The organism is Streptomyces solicamelliae (assembly GCF_045348655.1).
Lineage (GTDB): Bacteria > Actinomycetota > Actinomycetes > Streptomycetales > Streptomycetaceae > Streptomyces > Streptomyces solicamelliae.
In genome coordinates this window covers 3,894,173-3,911,404 of sequence record NZ_CP160404.1, presented here as the reverse complement: position 1 = coordinate 3,911,404, position 17,232 = coordinate 3,894,173, and the positions used below count along the sequence as shown (strand labels likewise).

Here is a 17,232-nt window from a genome sequence, read left to right as displayed (position 1 = left end):
CGGCTCCCGCGGGCCGTGGGCCGGTCAGGCTCGCGCGGCCGTGGGCCGGTCAGGCTCGCGCCGGCTCCAGGAAGCCCTCCTCCACCAGCAGCCGGATCGCCTGCGGCGTGCGGTCCCGCAGCATCACCGGGTCCTCGCCGGTCAGCTGCCCGATCGCGTCCAGGATCCGGCCCGCGCTGAGCGTGCCGTCGCACACCCCGGCGAACCCGGCCCCGACGTGGTCGACCCGGGTGGCCCGCCGCATCCCGCGGTTCTGCCGCAGGACCACGTGCTCCGGGTCCTCCGCGCCGGGCAGTCCGACCTGCTCCTGCACCACCTCGGGCGCGAGACGGAACGCGTCGGCGAGCAGCGCCGCGTCGTCGTGGGTGCGCAGGTAGTCCTGGCGGGCGAAGTGGGCGTCGACCACGTCGCCGAGCGGCTGCTCCACCGGGTGCGGCCACTCCTCGATGACGATCGACGGCTCGGCCTCGCCGGCTTCCACGGCCGCCGATCTGCGCAGCGTGATCCAGCCGAAGCCGACCGCCTTGGTGCCGCGGGCCTCGAACTCGTCGAGCCAGCCCTCGTACCGCAGGGCGTACGCCTCCGGGTCCTCGCGGTGGTCGCCGCTGTCGCGCAGCCACAGCTCCGCGTACTGGGTGATGTCCTGCACCTCGCGCTGCACGATCCAGGCGTCGCAGCCGCGCGGCACCCAGGACCGCAGCCGGTCCTGCCACTGCTCGCCCTCGACGTGCTGCCAGTTGGCGAGGAACTGCGCGTACCCGCCGTCGTTGAGCCGGGCCCCGGACTGCTGGACGAGCGTGCGGCACAGGTCGTCGCCGCCCATTCCGCCGTCCCGGTAGGTGAGGCGGGCACCGGGAGAGATGACGAACGGGGGGTTGGACACGATCAGGTCGAAGGTCTCGCCGTCGACCGGCTCGAAGAGGGAGCCCTCGAGCAGCGTCGCCTCGTGCACGCCGGACAGCGCCAGGGTCAGCCGGGTGAAGCCCAGGGCGCGGGGGTTGAGGTCGGTGGCGGTGAGCCGGGTGGCGTGCAGGGCGGCGTGCAGCGCCTGGATCCCGGAGCCGGTGCCGACGTCGAGCGCGGAGGCGACCGGCGTACGGACGGTGATGCCGGCGAGCGTGGTGGACGCGCCGCCGACGCCGAGCACGACCCCTTCGTCCTTCTTACCGATGCCTCCGGCTCCGCCGACGGCGCAGCCGAGGTCGGAGACGATGAACCAGTCCTGCCCGTCGGGGCCGCCGTACGGCCGTACGTCGACGGCGGCGGCGACCTCCTCGCCGTCGGCCCCGGCGGCGCGCACCAGCCAGCCGTCGGCCAGCGCCTCCTCCAGCGGAAGCGCGGCGGCGGCCCGTCCGGCGGGGACGGACCGCTGCAGCAGGAAGAGCCGGACGAGGGTCTCCAGCGGGCTGCCGTCCCGGGTGGCGCGCAGCGCGGGCACGGTCTCGCTGCGCGCCAGTGCGGCGTAGGCGGGGGCGCCGAGCAGGTCGAGCAGGCCGTCGGCGGTGAAGTCGGCCGCGAGCAGCGTGTCGCGGAGGCGGCCGGCCCGCTCGGGCGTCGGGAGGCCGGGGAACGGACCGGAGATCTGGCTGGTCGTACTCACCACCCCATTGTGACCGCCGCCACCGACAATCCCGCCACGCGGGACCGCCGGTGGCACAGCGGAACGGAGCGGGTTACGACTTCGGCTTCGCCGAAGGCGACGCGGAGGCGGACGGGGACGCCGGCGTGCCGGGCTTGGCGGCCGCGGTACCGGCCGGGCTCGGTGCGGCGGACGGCGTCACCTTCTGGCAGCCGGGCTGCTTGGCCATGGCCGTGCCGAGCTCGCCGGACTGCAGCTTGGCCAGCGCGTCCTGGTCCATCTTCTCGATCTTCTTCAGGCCGTCGGCGACGCCCTGCAGACCGTCCGCGAACTTCTGCTGGTTGTTCGGGTCGAGCGCGTCGACCTGCTTCTTCAGGTTCTCGTACGCGACGGCGGTGCTGTTGAGCTCCTTCACCGCGTCGGCCTGCAGCTTCTCGCCGTTCTCGACGGGCGGCGCGCCGGCGTCCTGAACGGCCTTGGCCAGCGCCCGGTCGGCATTGGCGATGTCCTGGAAGGCCTTGGAGTCGGCGGCCTGGATGTCGGCGGGCTTGCCGTCCGCCGCGGTCGAGATGATGACCTGCTGGGCGTCGGCACGCTTCTGCAACTGCGGCTTCGCCTGGTCACAGACCGTCTTGGCCCAGGCGTTCACCTTGTCGTCGTTGCCGTCGTCGCTGCAGCCCGACAGCGCCAGCATCAGTACCGCACCACCGGACAGCGCGGCCGCAAGCTTCTTGTTCACGATCGGTCCCTTCCAAGGCTCTCGGCCCCGGAACATACACGCCGATCGGGCGACATCCACCTTTCGTGCGACCGATCCCTGCCCCATTGCAGCCATTTGCACCAGACGCGAGTGGGCGGACGGTGCGTCAGAACGCGCCGTCCGCCCACTGTCTGACCAGGTGTTACGACACCACCGCAGGATCGGCGGTGGTGGCGCTGCGTTCGGCGGTGTTGTCCTCGTCACCCATGACGACGCTGCGGCGCTTGGAGACGTACACCGCACCGACGATGACCACGGCCGCGACCACGGCGATCAACGCCCGGAGTCCCGGGCTGGCGTCGTCGCCGTAGCTGAACTGCACCACGGCGGGCGCGATCAGCAGGGCGACCAGGTTCATCACCTTCAGCAGCGGGTTGATGGCCGGGCCCGCGGTGTCCTTGAACGGGTCGCCGACCGTGTCGCCGATCACGGTCGCGGCATGGGCGTCGCTGCCCTTGCCGCCGTGGTGACCGTCCTCGACCAGCTTCTTGGCGTTGTCCCAGGCGCCTCCGGAGTTGGCGAGGAAGACGGCCATCAGGGTGCCGGTGCCGATCGCGCCCGCGAGGTACGAGCCGAGGGCGCCGACGCCGAGAGTGAAACCGACCACGATCGGGGCCAGCACGGCGAGCAGGCCGGGCGTGGCGAGCTCGCGCAGCGCGTCCTTGGTGCAGATGTCGACGACGCGCCCGTACTCCGGCTTCTCGCTGTAGTCCATGATCCCGGGGTGCTCGCGGAACTGGCGGCGCACCTCGAAGACCACCGCGCCGGCGGACCGCGAGACCGCGTTGATCGCCAGACCGGAGAAGAGGAACACCACCGCGGCGCCGAGGACCAGGCCCACCAGGTTGTTGGGCTGGGAGATGTCCATCGACAGGTTCATGTCGGTGGCCTTCGCACCGACGTCGGAGACCGCGGAGGCGATCGCGTCCCGGTACGAGCCGAAGAGCGCGGCCGCCGCCAGGACGGCGGTGGCGATGGCGATGCCCTTGGTGATGGCCTTGGTCGTGTTGCCGACGGCGTCGAGGTCGGTGAGGACCTGCGCGCCGGCGCCCTCGACGTCGCCGGACATCTCGGCGATGCCCTGGGCGTTGTCGGAGACCGGGCCGAAGGTGTCCATGGCGACGATGACGCCGACCGTGGTGAGCAGGCCGGTGCCGGCCAGCGCCACCGCGAACAGCGCGAGCATGATCGACGCCCCGCCGAGCAGGAACGCCCCGTAGACGGCGAGGCCGATCAGCAGCGCGGTGTAGACGGCGGACTCCAGGCCGATGGAGATGCCGGCCAGGACCACGGTGGCGGGGCCGGTGAGCGAGGACTTGCCGATGTCCTTGACCGGGCGCCGGGTGGTCTCGGTGAAGTAGCCGGTGAGCTGCTGGATCAGTGCCGCCAGGACGATGCCGATGGCGACCGCCACCAGGGCGAGGATCCGCGGGTCGCCGCCGTGGGCGAGCACGCTCTCCTCGGTGACGCCCTTGAGGTCCGCGTACGAGGACGGCAGGTAGGCGAAGACCGCCGCGGCGACGAGGACGAGCGAGATCACCGCGGAGATGAAGAAGCCGCGGTTGATCGCGGACATGCCGCTGCGGTCGGCGCGCCGCGGGGCGACCGCGAAGATGCCGATCATCGCGGTGACCACGCCGATCGCCGGGACGATCAGGGGGAAGGCCAGGCCGAGGTCGCCGAAGGCGGCCTTGCCGAGGATGAGCGCGGCGACGAGCGTCACGGCGTACGACTCGAAGAGGTCGGCGGCCATGCCCGCGCAGTCGCCGACGTTGTCGCCCACGTTGTCGGCGATCGTCGCCGCGTTGCGCGGGTCGTCCTCGGGGATGCCCTGCTCGACCTTGCCGACGAGGTCGGCGCCGACGTCCGCGGCCTTGGTGAAGATGCCGCCGCCGACACGCATGAACATCGCGATCAGCGCGGCGCCGAGGCCGAAGCCCTCCAGGACCTTGGGTGCGTCGGCCGCGTAGACCAGGACGACGCAGGACGCGCCGAGCAGGCCGAGGCCGACGGTGAACATGCCGACGACTCCGCCGGTTCGAAAAGCGATCTTCATCGCCTTGTGGGCGACCGCGGTCAGATCCTTTTCCGGTCCGTCCTCCGCCGGAGTCGCCTCACGGGCGGCCGCGGCCACACGCACATTCGCCCGTACGGCGAGGCGCATGCCGATGTATCCGGTGGCCGCCGAGAAAAGCGCACCCACCAGGAAGAAGAGAGAACGGCCCAGTCGCTGTGACCAGGTGTCGGCCGGCAGCAGCATCAGCAGGAAGAACACCACGACGGCGAAGATCCCGAGAGTGCGCAGCTGCCGTGCCAGATAGGCGTTCGCACCTTCCTGCACCGCCCCCGCGATCTTTTTCATCGCGTCGGTGCCCTCGCCCGCCGCCAGCACCTGGCGCACCAGTAGCTGGGCGACGAAGAGGGCCGCCAGCGCGACGACCGCGATGACGATCACAATGGTCCGGTTCTCGTCCGTGAGTACCGCCGCGGCGAGAGAGGAGTGGTGGTCGATCAGTTGTGGATTGAAGAGCCCCGCCATTCGTCCTCCTTGACGTTCAGAGCTCAAGATGTGGACGGATTGTAGGGAGCGGAACCCGATCAAAACAGGGCGCCGCAAATCTCATCGGTCGCTACCTGCACTTCCCCATCAAAAGTAGTAATGGGGCTGAAGCATTGACGCTTGATCGAAAATCCGGAGAAATGAAAAGAGGCCCCGCCGGAGCAGGGCCTCTTTTCATTCTGATCTTCAGTTTTCTGATCTTCGGTTCTCGGATCTTCCGTTCTCGGATCCTCGCGGCGGGTCGGGTCAGGGCATCGCGATCGCCGGGTTCGTCGGCCAGCTCATCCGGATGACCCCGCCGTGTTCGCCCGCGCGCACCTCGACGTCGTCGACGAGTCCGCTGATCACGGCGAGACCCATCGAGTCCTCGCCGTCGGCGTCGTCGAATTCCTCCGCCGGAGCGGAGCCCCGGGCCCCGGGCACCCCCGCCGCGTCAGCGGCGGCGACACCCGCGCCCGGCACCTCGTCGCCGACCTCGATGGAGAACGACTTCTCCTCCTCGGTCAGCACCACGCGGATCGGAGCGGCCACACCGTTGCTGCGGTGCAGCCCGACGGCGCGCGAGCACGCCTCACCGACGGCGAGCCTGACCTCGTCGAGGACCGCCTCGTCGACCCCGGCCCGGCGCGCCACCGCGGCCGCCACCAGACGGGCGGTGCGGACGTGCTCGGGCTGGGCGCTGAAGCGGAGTTCAACGGTGGCCATGCAGTCCCCCTCGGGCGACGTCAGTCGGTGGCGTTGACGGCCTCGTCGACCGAGGTGTGGATCGGGAACACCTTGGTCAGACCGGTGATCCGGAAGATCTTGAGAATGCGCTCCTGGTTGCAGACGAGACGCAGCGAGCCCTCGTGGGCACGCACACGCTTCAGGCCGCCCACGAGCACGCCGAGACCGGTGGAGTCGAGGAAGTCCACGCCCTCCATGTCGACGACCAGGTGGTAGCTGCCGTCGTTCACCAACTCGACCAACTGCTCGCGCAGCTTGGGCGCGGTATACACATCAATCTCGCCGCCGACCTCGACGACCGTACGGTCGCCGGTGGGTCCAGGCACGGTTCGAGTCGACAGGGACAGGTCCACGGATCCTCCAGCACCTTGCTATCGAGCGGTCGCCCCTCGGGGCTCCCCGGCGGAGCCAGGGGACGCGATCGCCAGCCGCGATGGCATTCAATCACTTACCGGCAGCCATGCACGACGCCTTGGGAGCATTGTCCGTCACGCCAGTGACACACTCGGTGCCGATGGCCAGGAATCACCGCCCCAGCAGGCCCGCGGAGAGCGGGGGCAGTCGCCCCTCTCCCCGTGTGGTCCTCGACCGGCTCACCGCTTCGGAGAGCCGGGCCGCGCGCATCACTCATACGGAGCACTTGCCCCCCAGAGCGGGTCGTCATGCCGTCTGGCCGCACCGCATCCGGCCGGAGGTGATCCGGGCCGTCCAGGACGCCGGGATCGAGCATCCCTGGGCCCACCAGGCAGAGGCCGCCGAGCTCGCCCTCGACGGCGAGTCCGTGGTGATCGCCACCGGCACCGCCTCCGGCAAGTCCCTGGCCTATCTCGCCCCCGTCCTGTCCACCCTGCTGGACGGCTCCGAGGCCGCGAACGGCCGCGGGGCCACCGCGCTCTACCTGGCCCCCACCAAGGCCCTCGCGGCCGACCAGCGCCGCTCCGTGCGCCGGCTGGCCGCCCCGCTCGGCAACCGGATCCGGCCCGCCGTCTACGACGGCGACACGCCGGTCGAGGAGCGCGAGTGGGTCCGGCAGTACGCGAACTACGTGCTGACCAACCCCGACATGCTCCACCGGGGCATCCTGCCCTCCCACGCCAGGTGGTCCTCCTTCCTGCGCTCGCTGCGCTATGTCGTCATCGACGAGTGCCACACCTACCGGGGCGTCTTCGGCTCGCACGTCGCCCAGGTACTGCGCCGGCTGCGCCGCGTCTGCGCCCGGTACGGCGCCGACCCGGTCTTCCTGCTCGCCTCCGCCACGGCCGCCGAGCCCGCCCTGGCCGCCGAACGGCTGACCGGCCTGCCGGTCTCCGAGGTCGCCGACGACGCCTCGCCCCGCGGCGAGATGGTCTTCGCCCTGTGGGAGCCCCCGCTCACCGAGCTGCACGGCGAGCACGGCGCCCCGGTCCGCCGCACCGCCACCGCCGAGACCGCCGACCTCCTCACCGACCTGACCGTGCAGGGTGTCCGCACCGTCGCCTTCGTCCGCTCCCGGCGCGGCGCGGAACTGATCTCCGTGATCACCCAGGAGCGCCTCGCCGAGGTCGACCGCTCCCTGACCCGCCGCGTCGCCGCCTACCGCGGCGGCTACCTCCCCGAGGAGCGCCGCGCCCTGGAGCAGGCGCTGCACTCCGGCGAGCTCCTGGGCCTGGCCGCCACCACCGCCCTGGAGCTGGGCATCGACGTCTCCGGCCTCGACGCCGTGGTCATCGCCGGCTACCCCGGCACCCGGGCCTCCCTGTGGCAGCAGGCCGGCCGGGCGGGCCGCTCAGGCGAGGGCGCCCTCGCCGTCCTGGTCGCCCGGGACGACCCGCTGGACACCTATCTCGTCCACCATCCGGAAGCCCTCTTCCGGCGGCCGGTCGAGTCGACCGTCCTGGACCCCGACAACCCCTACGTCCTCGCCCCCCATCTGTGCGCGGCGGCGGCCGAGCTGCCGCTCACCGAGGCCGACCTGCCCCTGTTCGGACCCGCCGCGGCCGGCCTGATGCCGCAGCTGGAGGCCGCGGGCCTGCTGCGCCGGCGCACCGGCGGGTGGTACTGGACGCGTCGCGAGCGGGCCGCCGACCTCACGGACATCCGGGGCGGCGGCGGCAGCCCGGTACGGATCGTCGAGGCGGGCACCGGCCGGCTGCTCGGCACCGTCGACGAGGCCGCCTCGCACGCCGCCGTCCACGACGGGGCCGTCCACCTCCACCAGGGCCGTACGTACCTGGTGAAGGAGCTGGACCTGAAGGAGTCCGTGGCCCTGGTCGAGCGGGCCGACCCGCCGTACTCCACGGTCGCCCGCGACACCACCTCCATCTCCGTGCTCGAGACCGACGTCGAGATCCCCTGGGGCGCCGGCCGGCTCTGCTACGGCTCGGTAGAGGTCACCAACCAGGTCGTCTCCTTCCTGCGGCGCCGGCTGATCACCGGCGAGGTGCTCGGCGAGACCAAGCTCGACCTGCCGCCCCGCACCCTGCGCACCCGGGCCGTGTGGTGGACGGTCACCGAGGACCAGCTGGACGCGGCCCGGATCAACCCGGAGATCCTCGGCGGCGCCCTGCACGCCGCCGAGCACGCCTCCATCGGCATGCTGCCGCTGTTCGCCACCTGCGACCGCTGGGACATCGGCGGGGTCTCCGTCCCGCTCCACCCGGACACCCTGCTCCCGACGGTCTTCGTGTACGACGGCCATCCGGGTGGCGCGGGCTTCGCCGAGCGGGCCTTCCACACCGCGCGCGCCTGGCTGACCGCCACCCGTGAGGCCATCGCGTCCTGCGAGTGCGAGGCCGGCTGCCCGTCCTGCATCCAGTCCCCCAAGTGCGGCAACGGCAACGACCCCCTCCACAAGCGAGGCGCGGTCCGCCTCCTCACGGAACTGCTTCGGGGCGCCCCGGAGGACCGGGAGGACCTGGAGGGCCCGGAGGCCGACGCGGCTCCGGAGAGCCCGGAGGCTGCCGAGCGGGAGGCCCCGCGACCGGAGGGCCCGGTACGGGAAGCCCCAGCTCCGGGCCCGGCCCCGGAGCCGCCGTCGGAGGCCCCGCCCGGGACCTGACCTCCGGTGTGTACGGCCCGAGGCGCGCCCGCGCGGTGACGTCCGCGATGTCGCCGTGCACGGCGCAGCGCACGACCTCCGCGTCCTGCCCGGCGGCCACCCGTGCCGCGGCGGCACAGGCGTCCGCCTCACCCCACAGCGCCCGGTCCGCGGCCGCCAGCGCCGCCAGGTCGGCGGCCCCGCCCGCCCTGTGCCGCGCGGCGACGGCCTGCCCGAGCAGCAGCACCGCCCCGAACACGGCGCACAGCGCGCAGGCCGCGAACGCCGTCCACACGGTCGCCAGGCCCCGGTCGCCCCTCACTGCTCCACCCCCACGGTGTCCTCCGCGAGCGCCGCGGCCTCGGCTCTCAGGGTGAGTCCCAGTCCGCCCGGCCCGGGGGCGGGCGCCCGTACGGTCACCCGCCACAGCTCGCCGGCGCGGACGATCGAGACCGCGGCCCCTTCGGGCGCCGCGACTCGCGCCACGGCCTCCGCGGTCGCCGCCGGCTCGGACCGGGCGGCGGACCGGGCCCCGGCCCGTGCCGCGTCCACGCACTGGATCTGCGCGGCGGCCGCGCCCAGTGCCCAGACCATGGCGGCGGTGAAGGCCACCAGCGCGGGCAGCGCCGTCGCGGCCTCCGCCGTCACCGATCCCCGGTCACGGGAGCCGGGGTCACGACATCCGGAGCGGTGCGAGCCGGAGCGACGGGCATCAGAACTGCGCATCGAGCGCCTTCCCGATCACCGCTTCGAGGGCGTCCGAGACCGCCCCGCTCGTGACGATCTTGTAGAGCACCGTCCCGAACATCGCCGCGGCGATGGTGCCCATCGCGTACTCCGCCGTCGTCATTCCCCGGTCCCGCTGCCGCCGGAGCGCCTCCAGCCGGCTCCGCGACCATGTGCCGTTCGGCCTGTTCCGGTTCCGCCAGTTCCACCTGCTCACGCCAACCCCCTTGTGTTGCCGATGTCTTGTGTCGTGTCGTGCGCGCGGTCAGCCGCGCAGGAGCCCGGTCAGGAGCCCGATGACCACCGGGGCCACGCCCAGCGCCAGGAACGCGGGCAGGAAGCAGAGCCCGACCGGCGCGGTGATCAGCACCTGGGCCCGCTGGGCCCGAATCTCGGCCTCCCGGCCGTGGGCGTCCCGCAGCCCGGACGCCAGCCGCGCGACCGCGTCCGCTGCGGGCGCTCCCGAGGACCAGGCCCGCTCCAGACAGCGGGCGAGACCCTCGGCGCCGGGTATCGCGCCGAACCTCCGCCACACCTCGGCCGGTTCGCCCCCGAGCCTCAGCTCGGCGGCCGTCCGCAGCAGCGCGGCGCCCACCGGCCCGTCGAGCGAGCGCCCGACCGCCTCGGCCGCCTGGCCCGGCCCCGCACCGGCGGAGACGCACGCCGCCAACAGATCCGCCGCGAGCGGAAGTTGCCGAACGGCACCCTGAGCGCGGTCCGCCGGGGCCCGACGGGCCCGCCAGTGCCGCACCCCGTACCCGGCGGCCATCCCCACCAGGCACCCCGGGACCCCGCCGATCACCACCCAGCAGCCGAGCAGTACGCCGAGGGGGACGAGCCAGGGCCGCAGCCGCTCCGGGCAGCCTGGCCGCCGGCCGCGCCTCCGCCCGTACTCGACAGCCAGCAGTTCCGTGATCCGTCGCCGGATGCGGCGCTCGCGTCGCCGTCGCACCACCGCCGACGCGGCCCACAGCAGCCCGCCCAGGACGGCGGCCACCGTCCCCAGCCTGTGGAGGAGTTCGGCCGGCCATCCGGTCATGGCGTCTCCCCCTTGCGTACGATCCACGTCGCCCACCGCAGCCCCGCGCCCTGCAGCAGCACCCCGATCACCAGGCAGGCCAGTCCGGCAGGCGTGTGCAGCAGCACCCGCAGTGGAGTCGCGCCCATCGCCGTCCCCAGCAGCAGCCCCACCACCGGCAGGACCGCGAGCACCGCCACCGTGGCCCAGGTCCCGGCCAGTTGGGCGCGCAGTCGCTCTCTGCGGTCCCGCGCTCCGCGCAGCGCGCCCTCCAGCCGGTCGACGCCCGACGCGAGGCCCGCGCCGCCGTCCACCGCGACCTGCCAGCACGCCGCGAGACCGGCCAGCCCTTCTGCGCCGTCACGGCGCGCAGCCCGGCGCAGGGCTCCGGGCACGTCGCCGCCGAATCTGGCCGCAGCCAGGACCTCCGCCTCGTCCGGTCCGAGCCCGCCGGTGGAGGCGGCCGCGAAGCAGAGCGCCGGTCCTGGCTGCCGGCCCGCACGCAGCTCGCCCGCGAGCGTCCCGCACAGCGCGACCACCGCGTCCTGTCGCGCCTCGTGCTCCTTCCGGAGCCGCGCGGCACGCAGTCGCCGCCCCACCAGCGGCACCGCGAGGGCCCCTGCGGCCAGCGGCAGCGGCGACCCGCCGAGCAGCGCCGGCAGAACGGCCGCCACCAGGCAGAACCACTCCGGTCGCGCCCGCAGCGCAGCCCACCACCGCGCCGCGCTCGCAGACCGCCACAGAGCGCCCTGCGGCGGCACTCCCTCGACGCCGCCGCCCGCGAGCACCAGCCGAGCCCTGCGCAGTCCGCGCCGCCGCCCGTCCACGACGAGCCACGCCGCCACCACCGCACACCCCAGCGCCGCGCTCACGGCCGGCGCCGTCTGTCCCGTCAGCACGGCGCACCTCCTTCGGTCAGCGACCGCAGCCGCTCCCAGCCGCGCTCCCGCACGAACCCGTCCGCGCCCCAGCGCAGCGCGGGCACGGTCAGCACCAGTCCGGCCGCGTCCCGTTCCAGTACGTGCACCTCGGCGATCCGCCGCCGGCCCTGCCCGTCCCGGACGAGGTGGAGGACGACGGACAGCGCCGCGCCCAACTGGCTGTGCAGGGCGGCCCGGTCGAGCCCGGCCGCCGTCCCGAGCGCCTCCAGCCGGGCGGGCACGTCCGCGGCAGTGTTGGCGTGCACCGTCCCGCAGCCGCTGTGCCCGGTGTTCAGGGCGGCGAGGAGGTCCACCGCCTCGCCGCCACGGACCTCGCCGACCACGAGACGGTCCGGCCGCATCCGCAGCGCCTGCCGCACGAGGTCCTGCAGAGTCACCAGGCCCGCGCCCTCCTGGTTGGCGGGCCGGGCCTCCAGGCGGACCACATGCGGGTGGTCGGGCCGCAGTTCGGCCGAGTCCTCGGCCAGCACGATCCGTTCACGCGGGCCGACCAGTCCGAGCAGCGCGGCGAGCAGCGTCGTCTTGCCCGAGCCCGTACCGCCGCTGATCAGGAACGAGACTCCTCCCCCGACCAGGGCGCGCAGCACGCGCTCACCGCCGGGCGGCACCGTGCCCGCCGCGGCAAGCTCGGCCAGGGTGAACGCCCGGGGCCGCACCACCCGCAGGGACAGGCAGGCCGAGCCCACCGCGACCGGGGGCAGCACCGCGTGCATCCGGGTGCCGTCCGGGAGCCGGGCGTCCACCCACGGCCGGGCGTCGTCCAGCCGCCGTCCGGCGACCGCGGCAAGCCGCTGGGCCAGCCGGCGCACCGCCTCGGCGTCGGCGAAGGAGACGTCCGCCGGTTCGAGCCCGGAGCCCCGGTCCACCCACACCGCGTCGGGCGCGGACACGAGCACGTCGGTCACCGACGGGTCGGCCAGCAGCGGCTCCAGCGGCCCGGTGCCGACCAGTTCGCAGCGCAGTTCCTCCGCCGCGCCGAGCACCTCCGCGTCCCCCAGCAGCCGGCCCTGCGCCCGCAGGGCGGCGGCCACCCGCGCCGGTGTCGGCTCGGCGCCGCTCTCCGCGAGCCGCCGCCGCACCGCATCGAGCAGCCGCGCCCCGCTCTGCGGCCCCAGCACCGCCGGGGCGCTCATGACACACCGTCCGGGACGAGGGCCTGCTCCCAGAACGCCGTGCAGAAGCGGGCCAGCGGGCCCCGGGCCGACGCCCCCGGCGGCAGTCCGGCGTCCTGCGCCGCCGAGAGGCCGGGATCCAGCGGGAGTTCGCCGGCCAGCGGCAGCCTCAGGGCGTCCGCGACCCACTGTTCGTCGAGCCCGGCCGCGTACGGGCCGCGGACGACCACGCGCAGGTCCCGGAGCACCATCCCGACGAGCGAGGCGACCCGCCCCGCCGCCGCGACCGCCCGCAGTTCGCCCGGGACGACGAGCAGCCCGAGGTCGAGCTGGGCCAGCGCCTCGGTCGCCGCAGCGTCGACCCGGCGCGGCAGGTCCACGACGACCACGCCGCCGCGCCTGCGCGCGGCCGCGAGGACGGACCGCATCGCGTCGGGCGGCACGACCACCGAGTCGCCGCGGTCCCAGCTCAGCACGCGCAGCCCGCGCACCGCGGGCAGGGATTCCTCCAGCGCCCCGCCGGCCACCCGGCCCTTCGAGGCGGCGAAGTCCGGCCAGCGCCGGCCCTCGGCGCGCTCACCGCCGAGGAGCACGTCCAGGCCACCGCCGAGCGGGTCACCGTCGACGAGCAGCGCGCGCCGCCCGGCGCGAGCTGCGGCCAGGGCCAGGGAGCAGGCCAGCGTCGACGCGCCGGCACCGCCGCTGCCGCCGATCACCCCGACGGTCAGGGCCTGCCGGCCGACGCCCTCGGCGACGTCGGCGATCCGGTCGACCAGCCAGCCCTCGCCGTCCGGGAGCCGCAGCACCCCGTCCGCGCCGATCTCCACCGCCCGCCGCCACACGTCGGGGTGGGCCTGCTCGCGGCCGACCAGCAGGACGCCGGGCCGCCGCACGGCTCCCCGGCAACGGGCCGCCGCGTCGTCCCCGACCAGGACGAGCGGGGCGTCGTCCCAGCTCGGCCGGTGCTCGGGCACCGCGTGATGCACCTCGGGCTCGGCGCCCGCGGCGGCGCACAGCCGCAGCAGGTCGTCGAGGAGTGCCAGGTCCTCGGTCACGATCAGCGGTCCGGCCCGCCGTCCCTCGCCGGCCCGGGCCCGCTCAGCGGTGATGGATCCGGTCATCGTCCACGCCCCTCTCCCCCGTGATCCCTTCCGCGCTTCGGCAGCGCGGGGCGAGATCCGTGAATCCTGTCGTCCGCGAACTTCGCGGCAGGAATCACGGTGGAGCGATCCCGGAAATAAAGTGGATCTTGCTCAAAAACTGTGGATAACTCACCGGTTGTGAATATCCGCACCGCCCAAACAGGCGACTTCCGGAGCGCAGCGCGACGACTACGCTGAGTGATGCAAGCGGAACTGCGGACCGTCGCCGACGCGCGGCGGAGGGGAGGGCGTCATGAGCGGGTTCGAGACCGGAAAACACGTCCGGACATGCGACGACCCCCGCCGGGGGGGAGAGCGGGGGTCGTCTCTCCGGCCGACTCGGGGGGGAGGAGCCGGACCGGGTTAGCACGGTCGCGAACGATCCGTGACTTCCATGGTGTACCCGAGAGCCTTCTCAGGCAAACCCACGCGCCTCAGCGTACGCCGAATGGCTGCACCTATGCTCGGGCTCGTGGAAAACCACTCGTTGCCGCGCACAGCAGCCTTCTTTGACCTGGACAAGACGGTCATTGCGAAGTCGTCGACGCTGACCTTCAGCAAGTCCTTCTACCAAGGCGGACTGATCAACCGCCGCGCCGTCCTGCGGACTGCCTACATCCAGTTCGTCTTCCTCGTGGGCGGCGCCGACCACGATCAGATGGAGCGGATGCGCCAGTACCTCTCGGCGCTCTGCAAGGGCTGGAACGTCGCCCAGGTCAAGGAACTCGTCGCCGAGACCCTGCACGACCTGATCGACCCGATCATCTACGACGAGGCCGCCTCCCTCATCGAGGAGCACCACGCCGCCGGCCGGGACGTGGTGATCGTCTCCACGTCCGGCGCCGAGGTGGTGGAGCCGATCGGCGAGATGCTCGGCGCCGACCGGGTCGTCGCCACCCGGATGGTCGTGGGTGACGACGGCTGCTTCACCGGGGAGGTGGAGTACTACGCCTACGGCCCCACGAAGGCAGAGGCCGTCCGGGAGTTGGCGGAGTCGGAGGGGTACGACCTCTCGCGGTGCTACGCGTACAGCGACTCGGCCACCGACGTCCCCATGCTGGAGGCCGTCGGCAACCCCTACGCCGTCAATCCGGACCGGGCCCTGCGCCGCGAGGCGAGCGCCCGGGACTGGCCGATCCTCGTCTTCAACCGACCCGTTCGGCTCAAGCAGCGGCTCCCCGAATTCAAGATGCCGCCGCGCCCCACGCTGATGGCCGCGGCGGCCGTCGGAGCGGCCGTCGCCACGGCGGGACTGGTCTGGTACGCGAGCAGGCGACGGCAGACCAATCGCGCTGGACGGTTTGTCCAGTTCTGAGGCCAATGACAAAGAAGTGGAGCTTAGGGGTTCCGCTTCCCATTCGAGAGAGGTACAAAGGAATCAGGCCCGCGAGACCTAGGACATCCGAGAGGATCACCTGTTGAGCATGAAGGCCCCACGGACCTGAGCACAGAAGCTTGGCACCCACGCGACGTCGACCCGTCGATTACGGGCCAGCCGCACCAGGCGTAGGGCAAAGTCCCCGCCTGATGGGCACATATCGAGGACGCTTGGTAACTGGGCAGATGTGCCAGCGGCGGTACCGAAGGTTGGTACCGCCGCAACCCGTTTCAGGGGAACGTCAGGCCGCGCCGCGCTGCAGCGCCTCGCAGACCGCCGTCGACTCCCGGACCCCCAGCTCCACCGAGCGCCCGCAGTGCGCGATCCACGCCGCCATGCCCTCCGCGGTCCCGGAGAGGTAGCCCTCGAAGGCCGTCACGTACGCCTCCGCGCCCTGTTCCGCGTGGCCGACCTCCGCCGGGCAGATCGCCTTCGGGTCCAGACCGCTGCCGATCAGCACGATCCGCTCCGCCGTCCGCGCGATCAGGCCGTTGTACGAGGTGAAGGGGCGCAGCGCCAGCAGCTCGCCGTGCACCACCGCCGCCGTCACCAGCGCCGGAGCGTCGCCTCCCGCGATGATCAGCCGTGCGAGTCCGTCCAGCCGGCCCTCGACCTCGGCGGCGTCCGGCAGCGGGCCGTCGATCAGCGGCTCGTCGACCGTCTCGCCGTCGTGACGGGGACGGCCGGTCGAGTCGCTCGGCTCGCCGGACGCGACGAGATGCAGCCGGGCCAGCACCCGCAGCGGCGACTGCCGCCAGATGGACAGCAGCTGACCGGCCTCGGAGCCCAGGCGCAGCGCCGCGCCGACGACCCTGGCCTCCGGGTCACCGCCGAAGTCGGTGCGCCGGCGGACCTCCTCCAGCGCCCAGTCGGCGCCGGACAGCGCGGCCGAGCCGCGCGCCCCGCGCAGCGCCGCCTCCGCGGTGATCTCGGTGCTGCGGCGCCGCATGATGCGATGCCCGTAGACCCGGTCGACGGCCTTGCGTACGGAGTCCACCGAGTCGGCGACGCCCGGCAGGGAGCCGAGGGCGGCCAGGGGGTCAGAGGCGTGCGTACTCATAAGTAGCGAGGCTACGCGCCCCGGGGCCGCACCCCACCTTGGAGTGGTCTTCTTCACGCACATCGACCACCCGACGCGATCAAGCGGCTACCGTAGGTGAACATGAAGATCGCTTTCGTAGGGAAGGGCGGCAGCGGCAAGACGACGCTGTCCTCGCTCTTCATCCGTCATCTCGCCGCGAACGAGGCGCCGGTCGTGGCGGTGGACGCGGACATCAACCAGCACCTCGGCGCCGCGCTCGGGCTCGACGAGGCGGAGGCGGCCGCGCTGCCCGCGATGGGCGGGCAGCTGCCGCTGATCAAGGAGTACCTGCGGGGCGGGAACCCGCGGATCGCCTCCGCCGACACGATGATCAAGACGACCCCGCCGGGCCGGGGCTCGCGGCTGCTGCGGGTCTGTGAGGACAACCCGGTCTACGACGCCTGCGCCCGGCCGGTGCGGCTCGACGACGCCGAGATCCGGCTGATGGCGACGGGCCCGTTCACCGAGTCGGACCTCGGGGTGGCCTGCTACCACTCGAAGGTCGGGGCGGTGGAGCTGTGCCTGAACCATCTGGTGGACGGGCCGGACGAGTACGTCGTGGTCGACATGACAGCCGGCTCGGACTCCTTCGCGTCCGGCATGTTCACCCGCTTCGACATGACGTTCCTGGTCGCCGAACCGACCCGCAAGGGCGTCTCCGTGTACCGCCAGTACAAGGAGTACGCACGGGACTTCGGGGTGGCACTGAAGGTCGTCGGCAACAAGGTGCAGGGGCCGGACGACCTGGACTTCCTGCGCGACGAGGTCGGCGACGACCTGCTGGTGACCGTCGGCCACTCGAACTGGGTGCGCGCGATGGAGAAGGGCCGGCCGACCCGGTTCGAACTCCTGGAGGCGGACAACCGGATGGCGCTGCAGACCCTGCAGAACGCGGCGGACGACTCGTACGAGCGGCGCGACTGGGAGCGCTACACCCGCCAGATGGTCCACTTCCACCTGAAGAACGCCGAGAGCTGGGGCAACGCCAAGACCGGGGCCGACCTGGCGGCGCAGGTCGACCCCGGGTTCGTGCTCGGGGAGCAGCTCGCCATGGCCCAGCCCGGGTGACGACGCCCACGACCGCCGGACGGAGTCCGGCGCAGCCCGCCGAAGCCCGCGAGGCGCCCCCGGGCGCCGAGCGGCGCGAGGGGGGCGGGGAGGACACAGCCCGGAGCCGACCTGGCGGCGCAGGT

Annotated in this window: 15 protein-coding genes and 1 pseudogene; 3 read left to right on the top strand and 13 right to left on the bottom strand. The window is 73.2% G+C overall.

What is annotated here, in order from left to right:
* Window positions 1-49: 49 nt before the first annotated feature.
* From ABZO31_RS18235 to bldG, 5 genes are all read right to left on the bottom strand, one after another.
* Window positions 50-1,603 (bottom strand): DUF7059 domain-containing protein, encoded by a 1,554-nt coding sequence (locus ABZO31_RS18235; protein WP_406862291.1) that lies wholly within the window; start codon window positions 1,601-1,603, stop codon window positions 50-52.
* A 70-nt stretch (window positions 1,604-1,673) separates the two neighbouring features.
* Window positions 1,674-2,318, bottom strand: coding sequence for a small secreted protein (locus tag ABZO31_RS18230; protein ID WP_406862290.1), 645 nt, complete (start codon window positions 2,316-2,318; stop codon window positions 1,674-1,676).
* A 163-nt stretch (window positions 2,319-2,481) separates the two neighbouring features.
* Window positions 2,482-4,878, bottom strand: a complete 2,397-nt coding sequence (locus ABZO31_RS18225) for a sodium-translocating pyrophosphatase (protein ID WP_406862289.1) — start codon at window positions 4,876-4,878, stop codon at window positions 2,482-2,484.
* A 267-nt stretch (window positions 4,879-5,145) separates the two neighbouring features.
* A complete protein-coding gene (locus tag ABZO31_RS18220; protein WP_406862288.1) occupies window positions 5,146-5,604 on the bottom strand; it encodes an ATP-binding protein in 459 nt (152 codons plus the stop codon).
* A 20-nt stretch (window positions 5,605-5,624) separates the two neighbouring features.
* On the bottom strand, window positions 5,625-5,978 hold the full coding sequence (bldG, locus tag ABZO31_RS18215) for an anti-sigma factor antagonist BldG (RefSeq protein ID WP_393645297.1): 354 nt from the start codon (window positions 5,976-5,978) through the stop codon (window positions 5,625-5,627).
* A gap of 80 nt (window positions 5,979-6,058) precedes the next feature.
* Between bldG and ABZO31_RS18210 the strand changes: the two genes are divergently transcribed.
* The gene (locus ABZO31_RS18210; protein WP_406862287.1) at window positions 6,059-8,662 is read left to right on the top strand and encodes a DEAD/DEAH box helicase; all 2,604 of its coding nucleotides are present in this window, start codon (window positions 6,059-6,061) and stop codon (window positions 8,660-8,662) included.
* Window positions 8,663-8,702: 40 nt separating this feature from the next.
* Here the strand turns inward: ABZO31_RS18210 and ABZO31_RS18205 are convergent.
* The 7 genes and pseudogenes from ABZO31_RS18205 to ssd form a co-directional block, all read right to left on the bottom strand.
* A pseudogene (locus ABZO31_RS18205) lies at window positions 8,703-8,900 on the bottom strand (Rv3654c family TadE-like protein); the annotation flags it as partial.
* A gap of 59 nt (window positions 8,901-8,959) precedes the next feature.
* Window positions 8,960-9,289, bottom strand: coding sequence for a TadE family type IV pilus minor pilin (locus ABZO31_RS18200; RefSeq protein ID WP_406862286.1), 330 nt, complete (start codon window positions 9,287-9,289; stop codon window positions 8,960-8,962).
* Between the two features lie 64 nt (window positions 9,290-9,353).
* On the bottom strand, window positions 9,354-9,524 hold the full coding sequence (locus ABZO31_RS18195; protein WP_406865393.1) for a DUF4244 domain-containing protein: 171 nt from the start codon (window positions 9,522-9,524) through the stop codon (window positions 9,354-9,356).
* Between the two features lie 108 nt (window positions 9,525-9,632).
* Entirely contained in the window at window positions 9,633-10,406 is a 774-nt protein-coding gene (locus ABZO31_RS18190) for a type II secretion system F family protein (protein ID WP_406862285.1), read from the bottom strand.
* Complete coding sequence (locus tag ABZO31_RS18185) at window positions 10,403-11,284, bottom strand: type II secretion system F family protein (protein WP_406862284.1); 882 nt, start codon at window positions 11,282-11,284, stop codon at window positions 10,403-10,405. The genes ABZO31_RS18190 and ABZO31_RS18185 overlap by 4 nt, the downstream gene beginning before the upstream one ends.
* Complete coding sequence (locus tag ABZO31_RS18180) at window positions 11,278-12,459, bottom strand: TadA family conjugal transfer-associated ATPase (protein WP_406862283.1); 1,182 nt, start codon at window positions 12,457-12,459, stop codon at window positions 11,278-11,280. Before ABZO31_RS18180 ends, ABZO31_RS18185 begins: the two co-directional genes overlap by 7 nt.
* A complete protein-coding gene (gene ssd / locus ABZO31_RS18175) occupies window positions 12,456-13,559 on the bottom strand; it encodes a septum site-determining protein Ssd (RefSeq protein ID WP_406862282.1) in 1,104 nt (367 codons plus the stop codon). The genes ABZO31_RS18180 and ssd overlap by 4 nt, the downstream gene beginning before the upstream one ends.
* Before the next feature lie 481 nt (window positions 13,560-14,040).
* Here ssd and ABZO31_RS18170 point away from each other — a divergent pair, with 481 nt between their 5' ends.
* Window positions 14,041-14,895: an HAD family hydrolase gene (locus ABZO31_RS18170; RefSeq protein ID WP_406865392.1), complete on the top strand. Its 855-nt coding sequence runs from the start codon at window positions 14,041-14,043 to the stop codon at window positions 14,893-14,895.
* Window positions 14,896-15,199: 304 nt separating this feature from the next.
* Here ABZO31_RS18170 and ABZO31_RS18165 read toward each other — a convergent pair whose 3' ends face one another.
* Complete coding sequence (locus ABZO31_RS18165) at window positions 15,200-16,018, bottom strand: oxidoreductase (RefSeq protein WP_406862281.1); 819 nt, start codon at window positions 16,016-16,018, stop codon at window positions 15,200-15,202.
* A gap of 102 nt (window positions 16,019-16,120) precedes the next feature.
* On the opposite strand from ABZO31_RS18165, the gene ABZO31_RS18160 reads away from it, so the two are divergent.
* Window positions 16,121-17,107, top strand: coding sequence for an ATP-binding protein (locus ABZO31_RS18160; RefSeq protein WP_406862280.1), 987 nt, complete (start codon window positions 16,121-16,123; stop codon window positions 17,105-17,107).
* Window positions 17,108-17,232 lie beyond the last annotated feature (125 nt).